The organism is Kribbella sp. NPDC055071, from assembly GCF_053608045.1.
The window spans coordinates 1-25,813 of the sequence record NZ_JBSGUS010000038.1; the positions used below are offsets into that span (position 1 = coordinate 1).

Annotated in this window: 23 protein-coding genes and 2 rRNA genes; 23 read left to right on the forward strand and 2 right to left on the reverse strand. The window is 68.4% G+C overall.

Annotated features, from left to right (window positions below; all coding sequences use genetic code 11):
* The 5 genes from ACWF4Z_RS36155 to ACWF4Z_RS36175 all read left to right on the forward strand — a co-directional run.
* A 23S ribosomal RNA gene (locus tag ACWF4Z_RS36155) occupies window positions 1–88 on the forward strand; the annotation flags it as partial.
* Window positions 89–299: 211 nt separating this feature from the next.
* Window positions 300–417 (forward strand): 5S ribosomal RNA (gene rrf / locus ACWF4Z_RS36160).
* Window positions 418–638: 221 nt separating this feature from the next.
* A complete protein-coding gene (locus tag ACWF4Z_RS36165) occupies window positions 639–1,829 on the forward strand; it encodes a hypothetical protein (protein WP_452247731.1) in 1,191 nt (396 codons plus the stop codon).
* A 74-nt stretch (window positions 1,830–1,903) separates the two neighbouring features.
* Window positions 1,904–2,692 (forward strand): hypothetical protein, encoded by a 789-nt coding sequence (locus tag ACWF4Z_RS36170; protein ID WP_452247732.1) that lies wholly within the window; start codon window positions 1,904–1,906, stop codon window positions 2,690–2,692.
* A gap of 101 nt (window positions 2,693–2,793) precedes the next feature.
* Window positions 2,794–3,660, forward strand: a complete 867-nt coding sequence (locus tag ACWF4Z_RS36175; protein ID WP_452247733.1) for a CHAD domain-containing protein — start codon at window positions 2,794–2,796, stop codon at window positions 3,658–3,660.
* A gap of 32 nt (window positions 3,661–3,692) precedes the next feature.
* Here the strand turns inward: ACWF4Z_RS36175 and ACWF4Z_RS36180 are convergent, their stop codons facing one another.
* On the reverse strand, window positions 3,693–4,862 hold the full coding sequence (locus ACWF4Z_RS36180) for a DUF1015 family protein (RefSeq protein WP_452247734.1): 1,170 nt from the start codon (window positions 4,860–4,862) through the stop codon (window positions 3,693–3,695).
* A 24-nt stretch (window positions 4,863–4,886) separates the two neighbouring features.
* Between ACWF4Z_RS36180 and ACWF4Z_RS36185 the strand changes: the two genes are divergently transcribed.
* The 17 genes from ACWF4Z_RS36185 to ACWF4Z_RS36265 all read left to right on the forward strand — a co-directional run bounded on the left by ACWF4Z_RS36185 (window position 4,887) and on the right by ACWF4Z_RS36265 (window position 24,772).
* Window positions 4,887–5,990, forward strand: coding sequence for an HAD-IIA family hydrolase (locus ACWF4Z_RS36185; RefSeq protein WP_452247735.1), 1,104 nt, complete (start codon window positions 4,887–4,889; stop codon window positions 5,988–5,990).
* Window positions 5,991–6,067: 77 nt separating this feature from the next.
* Entirely contained in the window at window positions 6,068–6,604 is a 537-nt protein-coding gene (locus ACWF4Z_RS36190) for a phasin family protein (protein ID WP_452247736.1), read from the forward strand.
* 1 nt (window position 6,605) lies between these two features.
* Window positions 6,606–6,977: a hypothetical protein gene (locus ACWF4Z_RS36195; protein ID WP_452247737.1), complete on the forward strand. Its 372-nt coding sequence runs from the start codon at window positions 6,606–6,608 to the stop codon at window positions 6,975–6,977.
* A 4-nt stretch (window positions 6,978–6,981) separates the two neighbouring features.
* Window positions 6,982–7,797 carry a TlyA family RNA methyltransferase gene (locus ACWF4Z_RS36200; protein ID WP_452247738.1) on the forward strand — a complete coding sequence of 272 codons (816 nt, stop codon included), beginning with the start codon at window positions 6,982–6,984 and terminating at the stop codon, window positions 7,795–7,797.
* Window positions 7,798–7,811: 14 nt separating this feature from the next.
* Window positions 7,812–8,747, forward strand: a complete 936-nt coding sequence (locus ACWF4Z_RS36205; RefSeq protein ID WP_452247739.1) for an NAD kinase — start codon at window positions 7,812–7,814, stop codon at window positions 8,745–8,747.
* Between the two features lie 2 nt (window positions 8,748–8,749).
* Window positions 8,750–10,477: a DNA repair protein RecN gene (gene recN, locus ACWF4Z_RS36210; RefSeq protein ID WP_452247740.1), complete on the forward strand. Its 1,728-nt coding sequence runs from the start codon at window positions 8,750–8,752 to the stop codon at window positions 10,475–10,477.
* A gap of 79 nt (window positions 10,478–10,556) precedes the next feature.
* Window positions 10,557–11,402, forward strand: coding sequence for a helix-turn-helix transcriptional regulator (locus ACWF4Z_RS36215; RefSeq protein WP_452247741.1), 846 nt, complete (start codon window positions 10,557–10,559; stop codon window positions 11,400–11,402).
* Window positions 11,403–11,478: 76 nt separating this feature from the next.
* On the forward strand, window positions 11,479–12,432 hold the full coding sequence (locus tag ACWF4Z_RS36220) for an SDR family NAD(P)-dependent oxidoreductase (protein WP_452247742.1): 954 nt from the start codon (window positions 11,479–11,481) through the stop codon (window positions 12,430–12,432).
* Window positions 12,433–12,594: 162 nt separating this feature from the next.
* Complete coding sequence (gene steA / locus ACWF4Z_RS36225) at window positions 12,595–13,776, forward strand: putative cytokinetic ring protein SteA (protein WP_452247743.1); 1,182 nt, start codon at window positions 12,595–12,597, stop codon at window positions 13,774–13,776.
* On the forward strand, window positions 13,773–14,720 hold the full coding sequence (locus ACWF4Z_RS36230; protein ID WP_452247744.1) for a copper transporter: 948 nt from the start codon (window positions 13,773–13,775) through the stop codon (window positions 14,718–14,720). Before steA ends, ACWF4Z_RS36230 begins: the two co-directional genes overlap by 4 nt.
* A gap of 1 nt (window position 14,721) precedes the next feature.
* Window positions 14,722–15,531, forward strand: coding sequence for a hypothetical protein (locus ACWF4Z_RS36235; RefSeq protein WP_452247745.1), 810 nt, complete (start codon window positions 14,722–14,724; stop codon window positions 15,529–15,531).
* A 7-nt stretch (window positions 15,532–15,538) separates the two neighbouring features.
* Window positions 15,539–17,125 carry a murein biosynthesis integral membrane protein MurJ gene (gene murJ / locus ACWF4Z_RS36240; protein ID WP_452247746.1) on the forward strand — a complete coding sequence of 529 codons (1,587 nt, stop codon included), beginning with the start codon at window positions 15,539–15,541 and terminating at the stop codon, window positions 17,123–17,125.
* The gene (locus ACWF4Z_RS36245) at window positions 17,122–18,147 is read left to right on the forward strand and encodes a glycosyltransferase family 4 protein (protein WP_452247747.1); all 1,026 of its coding nucleotides are present in this window, start codon (window positions 17,122–17,124) and stop codon (window positions 18,145–18,147) included. The genes murJ and ACWF4Z_RS36245 overlap by 4 nt, the downstream gene beginning before the upstream one ends.
* Before the next feature lie 21 nt (window positions 18,148–18,168).
* The gene (locus tag ACWF4Z_RS36250; RefSeq protein WP_452247748.1) at window positions 18,169–19,920 is read left to right on the forward strand and encodes a CTP synthase; all 1,752 of its coding nucleotides are present in this window, start codon (window positions 18,169–18,171) and stop codon (window positions 19,918–19,920) included.
* Entirely contained in the window at window positions 19,917–20,573 is a 657-nt protein-coding gene (locus ACWF4Z_RS36255) for an NUDIX domain-containing protein (protein WP_452247749.1), read from the forward strand. The genes ACWF4Z_RS36250 and ACWF4Z_RS36255 overlap by 4 nt, the downstream gene beginning before the upstream one ends.
* A gap of 88 nt (window positions 20,574–20,661) precedes the next feature.
* The gene (locus ACWF4Z_RS36260; RefSeq protein WP_452247750.1) at window positions 20,662–24,036 is read left to right on the forward strand and encodes a GH92 family glycosyl hydrolase; all 3,375 of its coding nucleotides are present in this window, start codon (window positions 20,662–20,664) and stop codon (window positions 24,034–24,036) included.
* Between the two features lie 16 nt (window positions 24,037–24,052).
* Entirely contained in the window at window positions 24,053–24,772 is a 720-nt protein-coding gene (locus ACWF4Z_RS36265) for a peptidylprolyl isomerase (protein ID WP_452247751.1), read from the forward strand.
* Here the strand turns inward: ACWF4Z_RS36265 and ACWF4Z_RS36270 are convergent.
* The gene (locus tag ACWF4Z_RS36270; RefSeq protein WP_452247752.1) at window positions 24,755–25,363 is read right to left on the reverse strand and encodes a hypothetical protein; all 609 of its coding nucleotides are present in this window, start codon (window positions 25,361–25,363) and stop codon (window positions 24,755–24,757) included. The two genes, ACWF4Z_RS36265 and ACWF4Z_RS36270, sit on opposite strands and share 18 nt — an antisense overlap.
* A 28-nt stretch (window positions 25,364–25,391) precedes the next feature.
* Here ACWF4Z_RS36270 and ACWF4Z_RS36275 point away from each other — a divergent pair, with 28 nt between their 5' ends.
* The gene (locus tag ACWF4Z_RS36275) at window positions 25,392–25,808 is read left to right on the forward strand and encodes a cupin domain-containing protein (RefSeq protein ID WP_452247753.1); all 417 of its coding nucleotides are present in this window, start codon (window positions 25,392–25,394) and stop codon (window positions 25,806–25,808) included.
* Window positions 25,809–25,813: the final 5 nt, after the last annotated feature.

A 25,813-nucleotide genomic window follows, 5' to 3' on the forward strand; every position in this document is an offset into this window, starting at 1 on the left:
CCAGTAGACCACTGGGTTGATAGGCCAGAAGTGGAAGCACCGCAAGGTGTGGAGCTGACTGGTACTAATAGGCCGAGGGCTTGTCACACACTCACCCATCCCTTCGGGGACGGGCAGAGCACAAAAAGTTTCAGGCTGCGCTACACGTAACAAAGCATGTTCGCGTCCACTGTACGGTTCCCGAAATACGGTCAACCCCAGCAACCGGCAACCCAAAGGGTAGACACCCCACACTGGTGGGATCGACACCCCGGGGGATGCTGTGACTGAGTTGTGGTTGGTTGATATTTTGATAGAGTTTCGGTGGCCATAGCGTCGGGGAAACACCCAGTCTCCATTCCGAACCTGGAAGTTAAGCCCGACAGCGCCGATGGTACTGCGACCGGGAGGTCGTGGGAGAGTAGGACGCCGCCGGACATTCACACTGTTAAGGGCCACCCCACAAGGGGTGGCCCTTAACATTTGTCCGGATCTTTCCGGCCGTGCGATCACGGTCGACGCCACCACGTCACGCTGCAGCCCTCGATGCGGCTGCTGGGCGGAGGTGGCGGTAAGTTTGTGCGGTTGCAGCACACCATCGTTAGGAGTCACCGTGGCTACGCCACCTCGCAATTCTTCCTCCGGCTCAGGGGACCGTCGTGGTTCCTCCGGAGGCGACGGCCGTTCCGGTCGCTCCGGTGGTGGACGCTCGGACTCCGGTTCGGGCCGCTCTGGTGGATTCGGCTCAGGTCGGGGTGGCTCCGGCGGCGGTAGTCGCGGAGGCTCGGGTAGTGGCGGTGGCGGTGGTGGTCGCGCCGGCGCCGGTTCCGGTGGCGGTCGCAGCGGCTCAGGTGGCGGTGGCTGGTCAGGCGCCGGTGGTGGTCGTAGCGGCTCGGGTGGTGGTGGCTGGTCCGGCTCGGGCGGTGGACGGTCGGGTGGCTCGGGCTCTGGTGGATCGAGTTCTGGCGGATCCGGTCGTTCGGGCTCCGGCTCGGGCGGTCGCAGTGGTGATGGCGGTCGTTCGGGGTCTGGTGGCTCGAGCTTCGGCGGCGGGCGCTCCGGCGGAGCCGGCGGTCGGTCTGGTGGACCTGGCGGTAGTGGTGGCGGGCCGCGGAGTTCTGGTGGACCGCGTAGTACTGGCGGCTTCCGGGGTGCTTCGAGTCGAGGGGACGCGCCTCGGACTGGTGCGCCTCGTGGTGGCTCGCGAGCCGGTGGCGGTCGCGATGGAAATCGGGACGAGACGCGGTACGACAACCGGCGCGGATACGTGCGCGGTGATGACAAGGGTGAGCGGGATCCGTTCCGCGGGCAGTTGTCCGGGCGTGGAGACGGCGATGACCGAGGCGACCGCGGACGCGGGCCTGGTCGCGACGACCGCTCTGGTGGATATCAGCGCGACGACCGCGCGGGAAGCGGTCGTGGTGGTCCCCGGCGGGACGACCGGACCGGCTATCAGTCCGGTGGTGAGCGCGGTGGACCGCGGCGGGATGAGCGTTCCGGTGGTGACCGGGGTGGTTATCGGGCCGGTGAGCGGACCGGTGGCGACCGCGGTGGGTATCAGCGGGATGATCGCGCCGGCAGTGGTAGTGGCGGCGGTGGTTATCGCGGTGGTGAGCGCACTGGCGGTGGTGATCGTGGTGGATTCCGGCGTGATGAGCGTGCCGGCGGTGGAGACCGCGGTGGGTTCCGGCGGGACGACCGCGGTGACCGGCGGGATGCTGGGCGTGGTCCGGCCAGTCGTGGGAGTGGGCCGGCGCGGGGAGAGCGTGGAGCTTTCCGGCGCGACGATCGGAACGAGCGTGGCGGACGCGACGACCGTCGCGGTGGGCCGCGTCGCGACGACCGGGTAGAGGAGAAGGCTGGGCCTCGACGGGATGATCCGGCGATTCCGGCCGGCATCACCGGGGCCGAGCTGGATCGATCCGTGAAGGCGGAGCTGCGGTCGTTGCCGCGGACTCTGGCGGACCTGGTTGCGCAGCACCTGGTGGCGTCGGGGCGATTCATCGACGACAACCCTGAGCTCGCGTATCAGCATGCTCGGACGGCTCGGCGGCTGGCGGCGCGGCTTGGCGGCGTACGGGAGGCTGTGGCGATCACGGCGTACCTGGCTGAGCATTACGACGAGGCGCTGACCGAGTTCCGGGCGGTGCGGCGGATGACCGGGAATCACGAGGTTCTCGCGATGATGGCCGACTGCGAGCGAGCGCTCGGCCGACCGGACAAGGCGCTGGCGCTGACCAAGGACAAGCACGTTCGCGATCTGTCCGAGGAGACTCAGATGGAGCTGCTGATCGTCGCGGCTGGTGCGCGGCGCGACATGAAGCAGACGGCGGCGGCGATCCAGACGCTCGAGGTGCCGGAGCTGACCAAGCGCACGCGCGCCGAGTGGTTGCCGCGACTGCGTTATGCGTACGCCGATGCACTCGAGGAGGCTGGACGCACGGAGGAAGCGCTCATCTGGTTCCACCGGGCGGCCGGTGTGGACGCCGACGGAGCCACCGGCGCCGCTGAGCGCGCTGCGCGGCTCGAGGGCCTCGAGTTCACCGACCTGGACGAAGAAGAAACCCCCGAAGAAGACGACTACTTCGAGGACGAGCCCGAAACCGAGCTCGAGGACGACGAACCCGCCGAAGACACGCCGGAAGACGCGGTCGACCTCGAAGACACCGCACCGGAGCAGGCATCCGATCCCGAGGAAAAGCCAGAGCAGTAACCACATGTACCCCGCGCTCTGCGCGGGGTACATGTGTTTTGGGGGAGGCCGGACTGGTCGGAAGGGGCCCGCTGTTTACCTGGAGTAGGGAGAATGGGGGGATGGGTGAGAGTGCGGGACCTTTGGATGGGGACGTGCCGGTTGCGGCGTTGGTCCGGAGTGCTCTGACCAAGGGGATGGGGCGGTTGCGGGGCGCCGTCGGAATGGTGGAGAACGGGGAGGCTGACGCCATTCATCAGGTGCGGGTTTCTTGCCGGCGGTTGCGGAGTGATGTGAAGTTGTTCCGGAAGTTGCTGGCGGGGGATTGGGCCGATGAACTGCGCGGGGAGCTGGCTGCGCTGGCGCAGGCTTGTGGTGAGGCTCGGGATCTGGAAGTTGTTGCGGGGTTGGTTCGCGAGACGGCGAACAGCGAGGACGATGCGGAGCACGTCGAGACGATCCTGACGACGCTGACTCTCGGGCTGGATCGGGCGGCGGCGCGTTCGGCTGAGGTGGTGCTGGGGGAGACCACGGCGGAGTTGCTGCTGACGCTCGAGGCGGTCGCCGCGGGACCCAAACTCAAAAGCACGGCGAGCAAGCCCTGTAATGAGGTCCTGCCCGAGCTGATCGACGCCGCCAATCGCAAATTCAGCGGAGCTGCTGACCAGCTCGAGCCCTGGACCCCGGACGACGATTGGCACCAGGTGCGCCTGTTGGCCAAGCGCGTCCGGTACGCCGCCAGCACCAGCGCCCCTGTACTGGGTGAAGAAGCCAAAGCCACCGCGTCCCAAGCAGCGAAGTACCAGGAACTTCTAGGCCGGCATCAGGACCACTGCGCCGCGGCCGAAGCCTTGACCGCGATGGCCGCCGACGCCGCGTCCCAGGACGACCCAGAGCTGTCCTTCACGCTCGGACGGCTGACAGAGCGCCACCGCGCCGCCCGCAAACCACTCCGCGAGGAATTCCTCAGCCTCTACCACCGAGCCTGACTGACACCAGCGAGCCTGACGCCGGCAACACCTCACAGCGTGCGGAACAGCAGGCCCACCCGCGGCTTCGGACCGAACGACGTCGCCTTCTGTGGCAACACAGCGCCCCGGAGAGCAGACCGGAGCACCTGGTCCATCAACGGCGCCACAAGCTCCACAGCCGCCTGGTGAGGCCCTGCCAGCGCCAGCGCGTCCGCAAACGTGTGGTGGAAGCTGATGTCATCGGCAACCACCCCCCACGCCGGCACCAGCACCTCATGCAGCATCGACACGGTCGGCGTCTCCTGGCCGCGCGTAGACCGCAGCGTCACCCAGTCGGACCCATCAGTCACCGCAATGCGGTCCGGCACATGTTCGACTCGACCAGGTAGGACCTGCCAGCCTTCCGGCGTACGCGATCGCACGGTGTCGAGGTCGAGCCCGGGCACGACTCGGTGGATCGGGTCGAGCGTGAGTGGGTGCCGGTTGTAGTCGACCAGCATGGCCAGACCCACGTCTGTGCCCGCGCGGGTCGGCTCACGGCGTCGGCGTTCCAGATAGGCGGCGTACCGGTGGTGTCCGTCCGCGATCAGCGCCTCGTGCCGGGCCAGCTCCGCTGCGATCGCTGCGAGCTGTACCGGGTCGTCGATCCGCCAGATGCGGTGCTGGCCACCGCCCGCGTCCGCCTCCAACCAGGGCTCACCGGACCGCGCCGCGTCGACCGCATCGCTGGCCACGCCACCATCGCCGTACGCGAGCAGGATCGGCTCCAGATCGGCGTCGGTCGCCTCCATCAGCTCGAGCCGGTCGTCCACCCAGTGCTGCATCACGTTCTCGTGCGGCAGTACGACGCGCCGCGCCGGGTCCAGGCCGAGTGAGCCAACCAGACCGCAGAGTACGGCGTCTCCCAGTTGCTGCTCGTAGACGTAGAGCGCGGGCACCTGGTCCTGCACCACGACACCGGCATGCTGCCACGTGGTCAGCCTGCGCGCGGGTTCGTCGTACCGGCCGGGGCCGAGGTCGGGATCGCGTGGAAGGATGAGCCTCACCATGTTGTGCAGATCAGAGTCAGTCAGCCGCCGGACCAGCTCGGGTTCGAGCACGTCGTACGGCGGGGAAGTCACAGCGCCGAGCGCGCTCACCTTGCCGGCCACGAATCGCCACGCGCGCAACGGATCGAGCCGCAGAATGCTCCCGTTCGACTGCGGATCCGGCGCTGGCATGAGGGGCATCGTACGGTGGGAAGCATGACCACGGCACGAAAAGCGCCCGCCCCGCTCTCGGCGTGTGACGAACCACTCGCCGGCCGGTACGACGTGGCGCTGCTCGATCTCGACGGCGTTGTGTACGTCGGGCCCGATCCCGTCCCGGAAGCACCGGAGAACCTCCGGAAAGCTGCCAAGGAAGGCATGCGGATCGGCTACATCACCAACAACGCGAGCCGGCCGGCGCGGGTCGTCGCCGAGCACCTCGCGTCGTTCGGGCTGGATGTGATCGCGGAGGACGTGGTGACGTCGGCGCAGGCGGCGGCGAAGCTGATCGCGAGCGAGTTCCCGGCGGGGTCGCCGGTGCTGGTGGTCGGCGGCGAGGGGCTGTATGCGGCCCTCGAGGAGTACGGGCTCAAGGCCGTGCAGAGCAGCGATGCGCGCCCGGTTGCCGTCGTACAGGGCTTTCACCCGGATGTGAACTGGGTGATGCTGGCCGACGGCGCGCACGCGATTCACGAGGGCGCGAAGTGGTTCGCGACCAACCTGGACCTGACGATTCCCACCGCAGCCGGGAAGGCACCGGGGAACGGGACGCTCGTGCAGGCGATCCGGGCGGCCGTCGACGTGGATCCGGTGGTGGCCGGCAAGCCCGAGCCGCCACTGCTGGAGACGAGCATCGAGCGGCTCAAGGCCAAGCGGCCGTTGATGATCGGGGACCGGTTGGACTCCGACATCGCCGCGGCGCATGCGGTCGGGATCGCGAGTCTGTGGGTGGCGACCGGGGTGAACGACGCGCATGACCTCGCGCAGGCGCCTCCGGAGCAGCGGCCGACGTACATCGCGGCCGGGTTGAGCGCGCTGGCGCAGAAGCAGCCCGGGGTGACGATCGAGGGCACGCGCCACATCTGTGTCGGGTGGAGTGCTGAAGTCGTCAACAATGCTGTGGCGGTGAAGGGCGAGGGTGAGCCGTACGACGGTCTGCGCGCGATCCTGTCCGCGGTCTGGACCGCGGTCGACGCGCCCCCGAAGCCGGCTGCCAAACCGGCCAAGACCGCCGGCCGGACCCGTCACCCCCGCCCGAAGCCCGCCCCGGCCCCGGGCACCATCGCGATAGACGCGGCACTGCACCGAATCGGCCTGTAGATCAAGCTGTAGGTGGGCTTGGGTGGTATTGCTGGGTTGAGGCGATACCGTTGCTGGAACGAAGCGAGGAGGCAGTCATGGTGATGGACGCACTGCGCGGCTACGTACAACTGGCGAACGGACTGACCGAGGTCACCCGGCAGAAGGCCCAGGCGGCCGCGAAAGCGCTGCTGCAGCAGACCGGCGCGGACACGCTGACGAGCGGTCTGACCAGCCGAGTCAGTGACCTGACCGACGAGATCGTTGCCACCAGCAAGAGCAACCGCCAGCTGCTGCAGGCGATCGTGACGAACGAGGTCGAGGGTGCGGTCGCGCGGCTCGGGTTCGTCCGGTCCGAAGAGGTCGCCGCGCTGACCCGGCGCGTGAAGACGCTGGAGTCGGAGCTCGCCGAGGCGCGTGAAGCCGCCGCTGCCCCTGCGCCGGCCGCGACCAACCTGTCGGCTCAGGCCGCTGCCGCGACCGCGCGCAAGGCGCCGGCGAAGAAGGCCCCGGCCAAGAAGACAGCTGCGGTGAAGAAGACAGCTGCGGTGAAGAAGACAGCGGTTGCCAAGAAGAGTGCAGTGAAGACGACGCCCGCGAAGAAGACCGCCAAGAAGACGGCGAAGAAGGCGTGACGTGACCGAACACCCTGGCGAGCAGTTCCCACCGAACGTCGACCCCGACGTCGAGCCGTACCCGTCCGAGGAGACGCCCGACCAGCCCGACTACGACGCGGAACCTGGTCGGATCGATCCGGCGGAGGTGGAGTTCGGGCCGGAGTTCGCCCGGCCGCGCGGTGAGGAACACGAGCACGCGTTCGTCGCCGAGTCCGCGGAGGATCCGCAGGCCGAGGAGGAGGGGCATCCGTTGGTCGAGGAGACGATGGACCGTCTCGACGGGCTGCGGGATCGGCCGGTCAGCGAGCACGCCGAGGTGTACGCCGACCTGCACGAGCGACTCCAGAGCGCCCTGGTGGAAGCGGACGCCGAACACGGCGATCGCACCTAAATAAGTGGCCAAAGGAGTCAAACGGTCCCGTCTGGACGCCGAGCTGGTACGACGTGGTCTGGCGCGTTCTCGTGAGCACGCGAGCGACCTGATCGCCGCCGGCAAGGTGAAGGTGTCCGGGACGGTCGCGACCAAGCCCGCCACCGGCGTCGGCGCGGACGCACCGATCCTCGTCGACACGTCCGAGACCGATGACCCCGGGTACGCCAGCCGTGGCGCGCACAAGCTGATCGGTGCGCTCGAGGCGTTCCCCGGCGTACAGGTGAAGGGACGCCAGACCCTGGACGCGGGTGCGTCGACCGGCGGGTTCACCGACGTACTGCTCCGCAACGAAGCCACGCACGTGATCGCCGTCGACGTCGGATACGGCCAGCTGGTTTGGGCCTTGCAGACCGACGACCGCGTCACCGTGATGGACCGGACCAACGTGCGGACGCTCACCCTCGACGACATCGGTGGTGAACCGGTTGATCTCGTCGTCAGCGATCTCAGCTTCATCTCGCTCACGCTCGTCCTGACCGCGCTGATCGGTGTGGTGAAGCCTGACGGCGATCTGGTGCTGATGGTGAAGCCGCAGTTCGAGGTCGGGAAGGAGCGGCTCGGCAAGGGTGGCGTGGTCCGTGACCCGGAGTTGCGCGCCGACGCCGTACGCCAGGTCGCGGCCAAGGCGCACGAGCTCGGCTGGGGAATCGCCGGTGTCGCGGCCAGCCCGTTGCCTGGTCCGTCAGGAAATGTCGAATACTTCCTGTGGATACGCCGGAATGCGTCGCCTCTCGATGAGACGATGCTCCTGACCGCGATCGAAAGCGGTCCACAGTGACGTTGGAGGGCAGGGTGGCTGAGCACGAGCCGCGGCGCGTGCTGCTGGTGACGCATACCGGTCGGGAGGAAGCCGTCGAGGTCGCGCGGAACGCGCACCGCCTGCTGACCGACGCCGGGATGCAGGTCCGCCTGCTCGGCGGTGAGGCGGAGGCCCTGAAGCTCGACCCGGTCGAGATCGTCGACGACCACGAGAAGGCCGCGCTGGACGTCGAGCTGATCATGGTGCTCGGCGGCGACGGCTCGATCCTGCGCGGCGCCGAGCTGGCGCGCCCGCACGGTACGCCGGTGCTCGGCGTGAACCTTGGTCACGTCGGTTTCCTGGCCGAGGCCGAGGTGGACGACCTCGAGCGGATCGTCCAGGTGGTCGTGGACCGCACCTACACCGTCGAGGAGCGGATGACGCTGGCCGTCGAGGTCCGGTCCGGCGACGAGCTGATCTTCGACACCTGGGCGCTGAACGAGGCGAGTATCGAGAAGGCGGCCCGCGAGAAGATGCTCGAGGTGCTCGTCGAGGTCGACGACCGGCCGTTGTCCCGCTGGGGCTGCGACGGCGTCGTCGTGGCGACTCCGACGGGGAGCACGGCGTACGCGTTCTCCGCCGGCGGGCCGATCGTGTGGCCCGAGGTCGAGGCGATCCTGATGGTGCCGCTCAGCGCGCACGCGCTGTTCTCGCGGCCGATCGTGGTGGCGCCCACGTCGCGGCTGTCGATCGAGCTGGTGCAGTCCTGGCACGGTCGTGGGGTGCTGTGGTGCGACGGCCGGCGGATGGTCGAGGTGCCGCCCGGCGCCGAGATCCAGGTGCGGCGCGGTCGGACGCCGGTCCGGCTGGCCCGCGCGCACAAGGGGCCGTTCACGGACCGGCTGGTGGCGAAGTTCGATCTCCCGGTGCTCGGCTGGCGCGGCGCCGCCGAACGCAAACGCAACAACAACGGCTTACAGGAGACCTAGGCATGCTCTCGGAGATTCGTATCACCGGGTTGGGCGTGATCGAGGACGCGACACTGGACCTCGACCCGGGGTTCACCGCCGTCACCGGTGAGACCGGTGCGGGCAAGACGATGGTCGTGACAGGCGTGAACATGCTGCTCGGCGGCCGGGCCGACAGCGGGCTGGTGCGGCACGGGACCCGGCGGGCCCGGGTCGAGGGACGGGCGAGCGACGTACCGAGATCGATCGTTCAGCAGGCCGAGGACCGGGGCGGTGAGCTGGACGACGACGAGTTGTTGATCGCGCGGGAGCTGTCGTCCGAGGGCCGGTCGCGTGCGTTCCTGGGCGGTGCGTCCGTGCCGGTGTCGGTGCTGGCGGAGGTGTCCGGCGACCTGGTCGCCATCCACGGGCAGGCCGATCAGTGGCGGCTGCTGCAGCCGGCCCGGCAGCGGGAGACGCTGGATACGTTCGCGGGCAAGGCCGTCCTGGTGCCGCTGCAGGACTATGCCGCCGGCTACAAGCGCCATCGTGAGGTCGAGGCCGAGTTGACGGAGCTGACCACGCGGCAACGCGATCGGCTCGCGGAGGCGGATCTGCTGCGGTTCGGTCTGGACGAGGTGGCGAAGGCTGAGCCGCTGCCCGGCGAGGACGTCGAGCTGGCTGCCGAGGAGGACCGCCTTTCGTACGCCGATGGCCTGCGGACTGCTGCCAGCACTGCAGGGGACGCGTTGGCGTCCGAGGAAGACCAGGATTCGGCGCGTCCGAACGACGTACTGGGGTTGCTCTCTCTGGCGAAGCAGGTCTTGGACGGCGAGCGTGAGCACGATCCCAAGCTGGCTGAGCTGGCGGATCGCGCCGGCGAGCTGGGGTACCTCGCGGCGGATCTGGCCGGCGAGCTTTCGTCGTACGCCGCCGACGTCGACACCGATCCGGCCCGGCTGGCCGTGGTGAGTGAGCGGCGTGCGTTGCTGACCAGTCTCGTGCGCAAGTACGGCGCTGAGCAGGGGACTGTGGATGAGGTCATCGAGTGGACGAAGCGGTCGGCCGAGCGGTTGGCCGAGCTCGATGGGAGTGACGAGAAGGCCGAGTTCCTGACGGCGGAGCTGGCTGAGCTGGACGCGAAGCTGGTCGACCTCGGGCAGCAGATCCGCGCAGCGCGGATCGAGGCGGCCGAGCGGCTCGGTGTCGCGGTGACCGAGGAGTTGAGCGGGCTGGCGATGCCGCACGCGAAGCTGTCGGTCGAGGTGCACGAGGCGAGTGCCGGTCCGTTCGGGATCGACGAGGTCGAGTTCTGCTTCGCGGCGAACCCGGGAAGCCCGGCTCGCCCGCTGCAGAAGGCCGCATCGGGCGGTGAGCTGTCGCGGGTGATGCTCGCGCTCGAGGTGATCCTGTCCGACACGCACCCGGTGCCGACGCTGGTGTTCGACGAGATCGACGCCGGGATCGGCGGCCGCGCCGCGGTCGAGGTGGGCAAGCGACTCGCGCGGCTGGCGGAGAAAGCCCAAGTGATCGTGGTGACCCACCTACCGCAGGTGGCCGCGTTCGCGGACCGTCACGCCGTGGTCCTGAAGAGCGACGACGGCTCCGTCACCACCAGCGGCCTGGTCGCCCTCGACGACGACGCCCGCCTGAAGGAACTCTCCCGCATGATGGCCGGCCTCGAACACTCCGACGCCGCCCAGGCCCACGCCGAAGAACTCCTCGCCCTCGCGGCCGAGCGGCATATCAAGCCGAAGGGCAAGAAGCGCTGAGAGGGCGACCAGCTCCCCGCGTCGTCGTAGGACTGACAGGGCCAGGACAGCGGGGTCGTGGGCCACGCACACTTGGATGATGGAGCGCAGTGAGTTCGGTCAGACGGTTCGCCGCTGGCGGGAGCGGGTCGCGCCCGGGGCGGCGGGGTTGCCGGCGGATGGCCGCCGCCGTACGACCGGTCTCCGCCGAGAGGAGCTTGCGGCGCTGACCGGCATTTCCACCGACTACCTGACTCGACTCGAGCAAGGCCGCGCAACGTCTCCATCGGCACAGGTGGTCGAGGCGCTGGCTCGGGCGCTGAGGACCTCCGACACCGAACGTGCTCATCTGTTCGAGCTGTCCGGACACGCCGTTCCAGGGCCGCACGTCGTGCCGACTCGCATCACGGCCAGTGCGCAGCGCCTTCTCGACCGGCTGGCTGACACGCCGGTGGCGGTCTATGACGCCACCTGGACCCTCATCGCCGCAAATGCGCCGTACGACGCGCTGATGGGCGAGACCGCGGCATGGCAGGGACTCGACCGGAATGCGTTGTGGCGCAACTTCGTCGGTCCCGGCAATCGCGTCGTCCACACACCTGACGAACGGGCTGCTGTGCAGGCAGGCCAGGTCGCCGACCTCCGGCGAACCGCGGCGCGGTATCCGGCGGATCAGTCGCTGCGCCGGCTGGTGCGCGAACTCTCGACGCACAGTCCGCGATTCGCTCAGCTCTGGGCGCGAGACGATCCGGAACCGCGGCGCGACGAGTCCAAGCGCAAGGTCGTCGACCACCCGGTTGTCGGCCCGATCGCGCTCGACTGCGACGTGCTTTTCGTTGTCACCGACGACGTACGGTTCATGGTCTACACCGCGGAGCCGGACACCCGGGACTCCGAGCGCCTGGCCCTGGCAGTGGTGCTCGGCACCCAGCAACTGGTCGAGTAGGTCGCGCCTGGACCTGTCGGTCCTAGGAAAAGCCGACTACTGGCTGGCTGACGATGACAAGCTGAGACTCGAAGGTATGACAGTTCAGAAGTCTGACAGCGCGTCACCGGCCCGGGCGTGGATCGTCACCGGGCCGACGTCCGGCATCGGCCGTCGGACCGCCCTGGAGCTCGCCGCCCACGGCTCCGTCGTGCTGGTCGGGCGCGACCCGAGCCGACTCGCCGGGATCGAGAAAGAAATCCGCGCCAACGGCGGCCAGGCGGTACCGGTGGTCTGCGACTTCTCGGACCTTCCGGCCGTACGGCGCGCGGCGGCCGAGATCGTCGCGCTCGACCTCCCGATCGCCGGGCTGCTCAACAACGCGGGCACCATGCCGATCGGCGAAGGCCGCACGACGTACGGCCGAACCACGCACGACTGGGACCTGGCGTTCAGCACCAATCACCTGGGGCCGTTCGCCTTCACCGAAGCGCTCGCCCCGCATCTCCGCGACGGCTCGAACGTCGTTTTCGTCTGCTCCGGCGTCGAGGATCCCGAGCGTAAGCCCGCCGTCGCCGCGGGCTTTCGCGGCGGTCGCTACATCTCCGCCGAGGCGAGCGCGCGCGGCGAGTGGAAACCGGGCGGCTCGTCGCGTCCCGGCCTCGACGCCTACGCGACCTCGAAGCAATGCAATCTCGCGACGGTTTTCGCGTTCGCGCGCGAGACCCCTCGCCTTCATTTCAACGCGGTCGAACCTGGCTTCAACCCCGCCACCGGCCTCGGCCGTGACGCCAATGCTGCCTTGCGGTTCGTCGCGCGGTACGTCCTCTCGCCGCTGGCTCCCTTGATCAAATACTGGAGCACTCCGCGGCGCGCCGCGCGCGTGATCACGACGGTTCTGACCGACACCTCCGGCGCGACCGGCGTCTACTACGACGAGAACGGCAAGCCCATGCTTGCTTCGACCCAGGTGCGCGATCCCGTGTTCTGTGCGCGCGTCGTCAGCGAAACCCGTGCCCTGCTCGCGGGCGTACGTCGTTCGAAAGGATGAATTCGTCGTTCCTGTACGCCCGCAGCACGCCCGCAGCACGCCCGCAGCACGCCCGCAGCACGCCCGGAGTACGCACAGTGATGGTTAATTCAGTGGGTGAAGGGGTGGCGGGCGGGTAAATGGGCCGGGCGGGGGCTCTTGACATGGCAGGATGAGAGGGCGATGAAACTGCCCAGCCTGCGGAGAGCCCGTCCTACTGAACTGCCCGGTGTCGCCGGAGTGGTCCGGCTGGATCGGCGTACCAAGAATCTCACGAAACGCCTCAAACCGGGCGAGATCGCGGTCATCGACCATGTCGATCTGGACCGGGTCAGTGCCGAGGCGCTGGTCGAGTGCAAGGTCGCCGCGGTGGTGAATGTGGCCGACTCGATCAGTGGCCGGTATCCGAACCTCGGTCCGGAGATCCTCGTCGAGGCGGGGATTCCGCTGGTCGACGGCGTCGGCCGCGAGGTGTTCTCGATCCTGCACGAGGGCGAGCGCGTCCGGCTGAACGAAGGCTCGCTGTACCGGGGCGGCGAGGTCGTCGCCAAGGGTGCGAGCCAGGACAGCGCGTCGGTCGCAGAGCTGATGGACGACGCCCGCGCTGGACTGTCCACCCAGCTCGAGGCCTTCACCGCCAACACGCTCGAGTACCTGCGTCGCGAGCGCGATCTCCTGCTCGACGGTGTCGGCGTACCCGAGATCCACACGCCGATGGACGGCAAGCATGTCCTGATCGTGGTCCGCGGGTACGACTACAAGGAAGACCTGGTCGCGCTGCGGTCGTACATCCGTGAGTACCGCCCGGTGCTGATCGGCGTCGACGGCGGCGCGGATGCCCTGGTGGAGAACGGCTACGTCCCCGACCTGATCGTCGGCGATATGGACTCGGTCAAGGACGAGACGCTGAAGAGCGGCGCCGAGGTGGTCGTGCACGCGTACCGTGACGGCCGCGCGCCGGGTTCGGAGCGGCTGGAGCGCCTGGGGATCGAGTCGATCGAGTTCCCGGCCACCGGCACCAGCGAGGACGTCGCGATGTTGCTGGCCGATTCCAAGGGTGCCTCGCTGATCGTCGCGGTCGGCACCCACAACTCGCTGGTGGAGTTCCTCGACAAGGGCCGCTCCGGGATGGCGAGTACGTTCATCACCCGCTTGCGCGTCGGCGCGAAGCTGGTCGACGCCAAGGGTGTCGGCCGGCTGTACCGCAGTCGGGTGTCCACCCTCCAGGTCGCCGCGCTCGCCGTGGCAGGCCTGTTCGCACTCGGCATGGCGCTGGTCGCCATCGGTGCCGACGACGTGCTCTGGTCGATCCTGCGGGCGCGCTGGAACGACTTCTTCTACTGGATCCGGGAGCTGTTCACGTGATCGACTTTCGCTACCACATCGTCTCGATCGTGGCGATCTTCTTCGCTCTGGGCGCCGGTGTGGTGCTGGGTGCCGGGCCGCTGAAGGGCACCGGCAGCGAGATCGTGCAGAGTCAGGCCGAGCGGGACCGGTCGCAGTTGGCCGACGCGCGCGACGAGATCGTCGACCTGAAGGCGCTGGACAAGTACCGCGACGACTACGTCGCCAAGGTCACCGCCGGGCTGATCGACAACAAGCTCGCGGCCAAGGACATCACGATCGTGACGATGCCGGGTGCCGACAACGACCTGGTCAACGGGCTGCAGGACGAGGTAGAGAAGGCCGGCGGCCAGGTGACCACCAAGGTCGCGCTGGACCCGAAGATGTTCGACCCCGCCCAGCGCCAGCTGGTCGAGTCGCTGGTCACCCAGCTGGTGACCGCGGATGTCGCGTTCCCGGCCGACAGTACGGCGTACGAGCGGGCCGGCATGATCCTGGCCCGCGGGATCGCGGCCAAGGAAGAGGGCAAGACCACCGACGCCGACGCGGTCAGGGTGATCGGCGGACTGACCGGCGCGAAGTTGCTGTCGCTGAAGCCTTCACAGCCGAAGAACCGGGCCAGCCTGGTGCTGGTGGTGGCCGCGAAGCCACCCACGCCGGTCCCGACCACGACGTCGTACAACGACACGGTCGACTTCCTCGAGGGTCTGGACCAGGGCAGCGCCGGTGTGGTCGTGGCCGGTACGGCGGACACCGCGAAGGACGGCGGCCTGATCAAGGCCTTGCGGAGTGACTCGGCGGCCACCAAGATCGTTTCCTCGGTGGACGTGGCCGACCTCCCCTCCGGGCAGATGACGGTCGTCTTCTCGCTGGTCGAGCAGGCGAGCGGCAAGGCGGGGCAGTACGGCGCCATCGACGCGAAGAACGGCGTCGCGCCGCCGGCCGTACAGATAAAGGACAACTGACGTGGGAATTCTCAGCGCTGCCGTCGCGGCAGCCGTCACCGCCGGGCTCGAACGCGCCGCGGAGAAGCTGCCGAAGGAGAACCGGGCGCCGTTCGAGCGGACCAACCACCGCGGTGAAGCGGTCACCCTGCTCGAAGGCCCGATCGCGGTGCTCGGCGCGCTCGCCGGTGTCGCTGCGTCGCGCTCCGATGGCAAGGTGAAGGCCGCGGCGCTCTTGGCCGGCACGGTTTCCGGCGCGGTCGGTGCGTACGACGACCTGCGCGGGACCACCCAGGCCAAGGGGTTCGGCGGCCATCTCGCCGCCCTGAAGCGTGGTGAAGTCACCAGCGGCGCGATCAAGATCCTCGGCGTCGGTGCGGCCGGTCTGGCTGCTGCCGCCCTGCTGCCGCGCAAGTCCCGCGGAGCAAAGGCTGTCGCCGGAGTCGTTGCCGATGGCGCCTTGATCGCCGGCACCGCCAACCTGGCCAACCTGCTCGACCTGCGCCCCGGCCGCGCACTCAAGGCGGTCACCGCGGTGACCGCACCGCTGGCTGTCGTGAACGGCCCGGCCGGCGCTGTTGTCGGTGCTGCCGTAGCGTCCGCGCCCTCCGACCTCGGTGAGCGCTCCATGCTGGGCGACTGCGGCGCGAACGGCCTCGGTGCCATCACCGGTACGGCGCTCGCCGCGTCCCTCCCGGGTCCGTTGAAGACCCTGGTCCTCGGCGCGGTCATCGCGCTCAACCTGGCCAGCGAAAAGGTCAGCTTCACCAAGGTCATCGCCGACACGCCGGTCCTGGACAAGATCGACCAATGGGGCCGGCGGCCTCGATGATCGCTCGGTGACGTCCCGGGACAACCCGGTGACCGGCAGTCGGGTCGCCCGGGCGGCGCTGCTCGTCGCCGGGGTGACGGTCTTGGCCCGCGTGGTCGGGTTCGGCCGGTGGCTGGTCTTCTCGAAGACCGTCGGCGCGGGCTGCCTGGCCGAGGCCTACACGACCGCGAACCAGCTGCCCAACATCCTCTTCGAGATCGTCGCGGGCGGTGCGCTGGCCGGCGCGGTCATTCCGGTGCTCGCCGGTCCAGTAGCTCGGGGCGATCGGGCCGCGCAGGGCCGGATCGCCGGTGCGCTGCTGTCCTGGTCGCTCCTGCTGCTGACGCCGTTCGCCTTGCTTTCTTGGCTTCTGGCGTCCAGCTACACCGATGCGCTCCTGGATCCTGGTGCGGACTGTGGTGGTTCGGCGGCGACCGCGACGCGGATGCTGGTCATCTTCGTGCCGCAGGTGTTCGGCTACGCGATCGCCGTGATTGCGACGGCGGTTCTTCAATCCCACAAGCGATTCGCGGCCGGTGCCTTGGCTCCGCTGATCTCCAGCTTGGTTGTCGTCGCGACCTATTTCGTGTTCGCATCCGCCGCTCCAGATGCGGACGCGGCATCAAGAGGCGCGACCGATCTGCTGGCCTGGGGTACGACGGCCGGTGTGGCCGCACTGGCGCTGACCGTGCTGGTGCCGATGCTGTTGCTGCGGTTGCCGATCAAGATCACGCTGCGGCTGGACCCTGGCGTCGGTCCGGTGCTCCGCAAACTCGCCCTGGCCGGTCTGGCGGTACTGATCGCGCAACAGCTCACCTTCGTCGTCACTACCTACCTGGCCAACCACAGAGGCGTTGCGGGCAGCATCGCCGTCTACACCTGGGCCAACGCGGTCTACCTGCTGCCGTACGCCGTACTCGCAGTCCCCATCACCACCGCGGTGTTCCCACGTCTCGCTGCGGCGTTCGAGGCCAATGATCGCTTCGAGGTCTACGCAGCCGCTTCAACGCGGGCTGTGATGCTGGCAGGCGGTGCAGGTGCCGCACTGCTCGTTGGTACGGCGGTCCCGGTCGCGCGGATCTTCGCGTACGACAACGGATCAGTGCAGGAGGCGCAGGCCACCTCACTCGGCAACGGCCTGGTTGCCTTCGCTCCGGCGGCGATTGGCTTCGCCGTGCTGATGCATGTCGGCCGAGTGCTCTATGCAAGGCACTCCGGTCGGGAGGTCGCTGTCGTGACGTCAGCCGCGTGGGCGTTGGTCGCAGTGACCGGAGTGGTCCTGACAGCTCGGTGGGACGCGGTTCCGGCGTTGGCCGCCGCGATGTCGGTGGGCATGGTGGTCGGTGCGGTGGTCCTGGTGATTGTCCTGAGTCGTGCAGCCGGCTCAGCCGCACTGGTGGGCCTTGGGCGTGCGACTCTGGCTGCGCTGGTTGGTGCGGCGGTGGCAGGCGCAGCAGGCTGGGCGGTCGCTCTGCCGGCTGACAACGCCGGAGTGGGTGCGGCAGTGGTCTTCGCGCTGCTCTCCGGTCTGGCCGTCGTCCTCGTGTACGTCGTGGTCGTACTTGGATTGGATCGCGCGGACGCCCGCGCGCTCATTCGTCGGGAGAAGCTATGAGGATCGGGCTGCTGCTCGCGGAGTCGCGAGGCGGGATCGGGCAGCACGTCGCCTCACTCGCGCCCCGTTTCATCGACGCCGGCCACGAGGTGGTCGTCTGCGCACCGCCCGGCACAGCCGAGCACTTCGACTTCGGTACGGCGACAGTCGTAGCGCAAGCCCCGGCGCTCCGCGGGTCGGATGTGGTCCACGCACACGGCTACCGCGCCGGCATGGCCGCACTGCGCGACCGGTCACAGCTCCGGCCGCTCGTGGTCACGTGGCACAACGCGGTGATCGCACCCGGACCGCGTGGCCTGGTGATGCGGTTGGGACAGCGCCTGGTCGCCAGGGGAGCGGACCTGACGCTCGGCGCCTCCAGCGACCTGGTCGACCTGGCGAAGAGCCTTGGTGCCCGCCGCGCAGAGCTGGCCCCGGTAGCCGCTCCCGCGCTCTCAGCGGCCCGTACGTCGCCGGAAGAGGTCCGGGCGGCGCTGGGCCTCGCCGATCAACCCCTGGTGCTCACAGTGGGGCGCCTGGCGCCGCAGAAGGACTACCCGACGCTGCTGTCCGTGGCGGCCCGCGTGCACGAGTCCACGCCGGACGCGGTGTTCGTGGTGGTCGGCGACGGGCCACTCCGGGACAACCTGCAGGCGCGAATCGACGCCGAGCAGCTCCCGGTCCGCCTCCTCGGACACCGGTCCGACGTGGCCGACCTTCTCGGCGCGGCCGATGTGTTCTTGCTCACGTCGCACTGGGAGGCCCGGGCCCTGGTGATCCAGGAGGCGATGCAGGTCGGCGTACCGGTGGTCGCGACGGCGGTCGGCGGCGTACCCGAGCTGGTCGAGGACAGCGCTGTACTGGCGTTTCCCGGTGATGCGGACGGGTTGGCCGACGGGGTCCGGGCGGTCCTGGCGGAGCCGGCTACCGCGAACGCTATGCGGACGCGGGCCCGGGAGTTGGCCGCCAGATGGCCGGACGAGGACGCGGTGGCGAAGAATCTGCTCGACCTTTACGCGGGTCTCGTCGCGACCGGGGCTTGACAACAGGTAGGCTGAAGGCCCGTGGACAGGGCTTCGAACTCCCAGCAGACCAAGCACGTTTTCGTCACCGGCGGTGTGGCGTCCAGCCTCGGCAAGGGGCTGACAGCGTCAAGCCTCGGCAGTCTGCTGACGGCACGGGGCATCCGGGTCACCATGCAGAAGCTGGATCCGTATCTGAACGTGGATCCCGGCACCATGAACCCGTTCCAGCACGGCGAGGTGTTCGTCACCAACGACGGCGCCGAGACCGACCTGGACATCGGCCACTACGAGCGTTTCCTCGACCGCGACCTCTCCCAGGTCGCCAACGTCACGACCGGACAGGTCTACTCCAGCGTCATCGCCAAGGAGCGTCGCGGCGAGTACCTCGGCGACACCGTCCAGGTCATCCCGCACATCACCAACGAGATCAAGGAACGGATGCTGGCGATGGCCGGCGCCGATGTCGACGTCGTACTGCACGAGATCGGTGGCACCGTCGGTGACATCGAGTCGCTCCCGTTCCTGGAGGCGGCCCGGCAGGTCCGGCACGACGTCGGCCGGGACAACGTCTTCTTCCTGCACATCTCACTCGTTCCGTACATGGCGCCCAGCGGTGAGCTGAAGACCAAGCCGACCCAGCACTCGGTCGCCGCCCTGCGCTCGATCGGTATCCAGCCCGACGCGATCGTCTGCCGGGCCGACCGGCCGATCCCGGACAGCGTGAAGCGGAAGATCTCGCTGATGTGCGACGTCGAGCAGGAGGCCGTCGTGGCCGCCGTCGACGCGCCGAGCATCTACGACATCCCGAAGGTGATCCACGCCGAGGGCCTGGACGCGTACGTCGTCCGCCGGCTGAACCTCCCGTTCCGTGATGTCGACTGGCACCGCTGGGACGAGCTCCTGCGGGTCGTGCACGACCCGAAGGACGAGGTCACGGTCGCACTGGTCGGGAAGTACATCGACCTGCCGGACGCGTACCTGTCGGTCGCGGAGGCACTGCGGGCGGGCGGCTTCGACAACGACGCCCGGGTGAACCTGCGCTGGATCGCGTCCGACGAGTGCGCCACCCCGGAGGCCGCCGCGCGGCTGCTGGGTGACGTCGACGCGATCTGCATCCCGGGCGGCTTCGGCGTCCGCGGGATCGAAGGCAAGATCGGCGCGATCCGGTACGCCCGGGAGCAGGGCGTCCCGATCCTGGGCCTGTGTCTCGGCCTGCAGTGCATGGTGATCGAGGTGGCCCGTGACCTGGCCGGCCTGGTGGAGGCGAACTCCAGCGAGTTCGACCCGGACGCCGAGCAGCCGGTGATCGCGACCATGGAAGAGCAGAAGGACATCGTCTCCGGCTCCGGCGATCTCGGCGGCACCATGCGGCTCGGCCTCTACCCGGCGAACCTGGCCGACGGCTCGATCGTCCGGAACCTGTACGGCGCTCCCTCGGTCCAGGAACGGCACCGCCACCGCTACGAGGTCAACAACGCCTACCGCGACAAGCTGGAGACCGCGGGGCTGGTGTTCAGCGGCCTGTCGCCGGACAACGAGCTGGTCGAGTTCATCGAGCTGGACCGCTCGATGCATCCTTACTTTGTCGCCACCCAGGCGCACCCGGAGCTGCGCTCGCGGCCGACCAAGCCGCATCCGCTGTTCTCCGGGCTGATCTCGGCCGCACTGGTTCGCCAGCGCGAGTCGCGGCTACCGGTCGAGGAGCCCACGATGGCCCAGCCGAAGACCACTCAGCAGAAGACCACTCAGCAGAAGGCCAATCAGCAGAAGACTGCGGTCAAGACCCGATGAAGGATCACCCCGAACTGCGCTTCGGCGACGGACTGATCGACGTACCGGAGCACTGGCCGGTCTCGAAGTCGGAGGTCGTGTACGAGACCGGCCGAGTGATCTCGGTACGGCGTGACACCATCGCCCCGGCAGGTCAGGACCCGTTCGTGCGGGACGTCGTCGTACACCCCGGTGCCGTCGGCGTGGTCGCGCTGGACGAGCACAACCGGATGCTGCTGGTGCGTCAGTACCGGCATCCGGTCGGCTACCGGCTGCTCGAGCCGCCGGCCGGGTTGCTCGACGTCCAGGGCGAGCAGTACCGCCTCGGCGGCGAGCGGGAGCTGTGGGAGGAGACCGGGACCAAGGCCGCCGACTGGCGCATCCTGGTCGACGTGTTCAGCTCGCCGGGTCTGACCACCGAGGCGATCCGGATCTTCCTGGCCCGCGATCTGTCCGCCGCCAACGACTCCTACGACCGCCGCGACGAAGAGGCGGACATGGAGACCGTGTGGGCGCCGCTGATCGACGTGGTCGGCGCGATCCTGGCCGGCCACCTGCAGAACCCGATCCTGATCATGGGCTCGCTCGCCGCCTGGACCGCCCTGAACGGCCCCGGCTTCGATACCCTCCGCCCGGCCGACTCTCCCTGGCCGGCCAAGGACATTGGTGGTTAGTGCTTGACCGTCGGGACACGGCGGGGTATTTGTTGCTGACAACGATGTCACACCGCCCTGTTCCGACGTCGAAATGTGGGGGATACCCATGCCGCGCTCCGTCCCGCGCCGCCGTACCACTGCTGTCCTGACCGCCACGCTCTCGCTCGCCCTCGGGCTGACAGCGACGGCTCATGCCACGCCGAGCCCGGCGCCTCCATCGGATGGCCCGGTCCAACCGACCACAGCTACTCCGCCGGATCCTCTCGCGGACGCCTCCCGTGCCGCCACGGCCGATGGCGCGACCCGGATCACCAGCAGCTCGGTGGATCCGACCGAGCACGTCGATCCGTTGATCGGTACGACGAACGCCGGCAACGTCTTCCCGGGCGCGGTGACGCCGTTCGGGATGTTCTCGTTCAGCCCGGAGACGAGCCGCGGGAACGCCTACCGCACCGCCGCGCCCGGCGGCTACCTGTACTCGGCCACCAAGATCCGCGGCTTCAGCCTGACTCACATGAGCGGCACCGGCTGCGCGGGCGGCTCGGGTGACATCCCGATCTTCCCGTACGTCGGCGACGTGACGACCTCACCGCAGAGCGACGCGAAGGACGACGTCTACGCGAGCACGTTCAGCCATGCCAACGAGGTCGCCGAGCCCGGTTACTACAAGGTCGGCCTGGACTCCGGCGCCACCGCCGAGTTGAGCGCGACCACCCGCAGCGGCTCGGCCGCCTTCACGTTCCCCGCCGACAAGGCGAAGACGCTGCTCTTCCGTACGTCGAACTCCGAGGTCGGCTCGAGTGACGCGCAGCTCAGCATCGACCCGGCCAAGCGCACGGTCAGCGGATCCGTCACCAGCGGCAACTTCTGCGGCTACCTCGCCAGCGTCGGGCAGCGCAGCTACTACACGCTGCACTTCGTCGCCGAGTTCGACCAGCCGTTCAAGAACCAGGGCACCTGGACCGACACGACGGTCACCCCGGGGAGCACGCAGGCGAGCGGCGGAACGACGTACGGGACCGATGGCTGGATGCCGCCGAACAAGGGCTCCGGTGGGTACGTCGGATTCGCCGGCGACAAGGTGACGATGCGGATCGGCATCTCGTACGTGAGCACCGCCAACGCCCTGGCCAACCTGCACGCGGAGAACCCACGCGGTACGTCGGTGGCAGTCACAGCCGCGAAAGCCAAGCAGGCTTGGCGAAAGCAGCTCGGCCAGGTGGAGATCTCCGGTGGCACCACGGACCAGCGCACCACGTTCTACACCGCGCTCTACCACGCACTGCTGCACCCGAACGTGTTCAGCGACGTGAACCGTCAGTACTGGGGTTTCGACCAGAAGCCGCACTACCTGGCGCGCGGACAGCAAGCGCAGTACGCCACTTTCTCCGGGTGGGACGTCTATCGGTCGCAACTGCAACTGTTGACGCTGCTGGAGCCGGAGAAGGCCGGTGACATCGCGCAGTCCTTGCTCAACCAGGCCTCGCAGAACGGAGGCATCTGGGACCGCTGGACGCATGCGGCCGGCAGTACGGCGGTGATGACCGGCGACCCGTCCGCACCGGCCGTTGCGGGCATCTATGCCTTTGGTGGCACGAACTTTGACGTGCAGAAGGCTCTGAAGTCCCTGGTGCAGGCTGCGACCGTACCGACCGCCAAGGACCTCAGCTCGGCCGGTAAGCCGGTCATGTCGATCGGACAGCGGCCGTCACTCGACAAGTACCTCGCACTGCACTATATCCCGACCAAGTCGAACGCGTGGGGCGGTGCGGTCGAAACACTCGAGGACTCCACCGACGACTTCGCTCTGGCCCAACTAGCGCAGCGTACTGGCGACAAGTCGACGTACAAGACCTTCTTGACCAGGTCGCAGTACTGGCAGAACGTCTTCAACCCGCAGAACGGCGGCTACATCCAGAACCGGGACGACAACGGCGCATGGCCGGGCTTTACGCCGTCAACCGGTGACGGGTTCGCCGAGGGCAGCAGTGCGCAGTACACGTGGATGATTCCGCACAACCGAGCCGGACTGTTCGATGCGATGGGTGGTGTGGATGAGGCGCGCCAACGGCTCGACGCGTTCTTCAAGAACCCGGATGGCACCTGGGCGCTGACCGGATCGGGCGACCTGCACGCGGAGATGGACAACGAGCCGTCGATCAACACTCCGTGGATCTACAACTACACAGGCCGCCCGTACCAGACGCAGGAAACGTTGCGGCAGGCAATGAACCAGCTCTGGAACACCAGCACCGGTGGGATTCCCGGGAACGACGACCTCGGCGCGATGTCGTCCTGGTTCGTGTGGACAGCACTCGGCCTCTACCCGGACGTACCGAGCCGTGCGGAGCTACAGGTCGCCGCACCGCTGTTCCCGCGCGCTGTGATCCACCGGGGCAGCAAGACGATCCGGATCAACGCTCCCGGCGCGGATGCGACGTACGTGCAGTCCTTGAAGGTGAACGGGCGTACGACGACCAAGCCGTGGCTGCCGGAGTCGTTCGCGCAGCACGGTGGGACGTTGGACTTCACGCTCGGTACGACGGCCAACACGTCGTGGGGCTCGGCGGCCAAGGACGCACCGCCGTCGTGGCGGACTGGCGAAATCCCCTTCCAGACGTCGACTGATGCGAGCCGGGTAGTCATCGCTCCGGGCACCACCAGCGCCCCGATCGCGCTGCAGGCACACCGGCTCAGTGGCACCGCTCAGCAGGTCTCGTACGTCGTGACCACACCGGCCGGTCTGACTGCGACACCAGCCAGTGGGTCCTTCGCCGTTGACACCGAGGGGAGTGCGCCGGTGACGATCACCGCCGCACCGGGTACGCCGGACGGGCGCTATGCGGTCACCGTGGCGATGAAGGCGGCAGACGGTACGCAACTGCCGCAGGTCGGTTTCACTGTCGTTGTGGGTCAGCCGAACTCGTTCTTCGTCCTGCGTGAGGGCGTGGCGATCTCGGACGACGCCGGCGACCACACCGAGGCCGACTTCGACGGTGGTGGCGTCAGCTACTCGCGGCAGGCACTGGCGGCTGCGGGACTCACACCGGGTGGTGTGAAGACTGTGGACGGCCTGACCTTCACCTGGCCCGACGTCCCGGCGGGAGACCCCGACAACGTGCCTGCCGACGGACAGCTGTTGAACCTGAATGTTCCGGCCGGTGCGACCAAGCTGTCGTTCGTCGGCAGTGCAGTGAACGGCAATCAGCAGACAACGGCGACGCTGCAGTATGCGGACGGTACGACGAGTCCGATCGACCTGTCCTTCAGCGACTGGACTCTCGGCGGAGGCGGCGACACTCTGCACTACGGAAACGTCATCGTCGGGACCACGCCGTACCGGAACGAATCGGGTGGTGGACGGGACAACGTCACCACTCATATCTTCGCGACCGCGCCTGTGCCCTTGACCAAGGTCCCGGTGAGCATCATTCTTCCGAAGAATCGTGATCTGCGGATTTTCACCCTGGCTACCGGCTGATCGGAGAGGACTCATCATGAGAGTCACGAGTGTGATCGCATCCGCGACGGTGACGATCGCGAGCTTGTTGGTCGCGACCGCCCCCGCGGATGCGGCGCCCGCCCCGAAGAGTGGTCCGTGTGGGTACACGGCAACGCCCGACGATCCGCCGGCGCGGCCGGTCAAGCTGCCGCCGGACCCCGCGCGGACGCCGGACAAGGGGATCGTGAAGGTCCTCGTCGCCACCAACCAGGGGCCGTTGCTGCTGTCGCTCGACCGGGCCAAGGCGCCGTGCACGGTGCAGAGTTTCCTGCACCTGGCCAAGAGCCGGTTCTACGACTTCACGACCTGCCACCGGCTCACGCTGTACCCGACCTTGAAGGTCCTGCAGTGCGGCGACCCGAGCGGAACGGGTGAGGGCGGCCCGGGCTACTCGTACAAGGACGAGCTCCCGACCGACCTGCCCAACTGGCCGGACGACCCGACCGGCACCCGCAAGGTGTACGCCCGCGGCACGCTGGCGATGGCGAATGCCGGCCCGAACACCAACGGCAGCCAGTTCTTCCTGGTCTTCGGTGACTCGCGCCTCCGGCCGAACTACACGGTCTTCGGCAGCGTGGACCGCCTCGGCCTCAAGGTCCTCGACCATGTCGCCGCCGGTGGCATCACGCCGACCGCCGACGACCCGGCTCCGGTCGACGGTCCGCCGACCCGCAAGACCGACATTCTCATCGCCCGCTCACTCGGAGTCTGGTAGTTCGACCGCCTCGCCGCCGTCCTCCGCGAGGGCGGCGGCGACCAGGCGGGTGCTGGCCTGCAGCTCCTCAGCGGGGATGTTGGGCAGCATGTCGTCCCACGCGGCGATGAACGCGCCGCGCAGCTGCATCATGCCGAGCGGCCGCGCGAGGAACCACAGGTGGAAGTGCTCGCTGCCGTCGCCCCAACGGTTGAAATGCGTCCGGCCCACGCTGTCGATGCGACGGATGGCGCTCGTCACGCGCTGGATCATCGGGCCGAGCGTCGCTGTGAGTTCGGGCGGGAGGTTGTCGAGGCGGTAGTGCTCCCGCGGCTCCAGGATCGCCACGAACGGCAGACCGCTGGCGTACCCCTGCTTGAGCTGCCACTGATCGTCGCGCCAGCTCACGAGCTTGTCCGGATCGGCGCACGTCCCGCAGGGCTCGCCGCCTGTCTCACCGCGGCGGGGTGGCTCGGGCAATACGGGCTCGGCGAGTGGGACAACCTGGATGTCGCCCTCGAAGGGGAAGAACGGGTGACCCAGCAACGGCTCGGCGGACATGCGCTCGCCGTACGGAAGTCTGCGGTGGTACTCGGATGGTCGGTCGGTCATGGGCCGCACTCTGCCCGACAATGGGTCTATGGAGAAGCCGGAATTGGCGACGTTGCTGGGGCTCGAGGCGCATCCGGAGGGTGGGTGGTACCGGGAGACGTGGCGCTCGGACGTGAAGTTCGAACCGGAGGGGTACGACGGCAGCCGGGCCAGCGCGACCGCGATCTATTTCCTGCTCGACGTCGGCGACGAATCGCAGTGGCATCGGGTCCGGTCGGCCGAGATCTGGCTGTGGCACTCCGGCGGACCGCTGACCTTGGAGTACGGCGAAACGCCGGAGACGGCCACCGCGGTCACGCTCGGCCCGGATGTGGGCGCAGGGCAACAACCTCAGGTGGTGATCCCGGCCGGCGCGTGGCAGGCCGCGCGACCGGCCGGGGATCAGCATGTCCTGGTGTCCTGCATCGTGTCACCCGGCTTCGACTTCGCCGACTTCACGATGTAGACGCC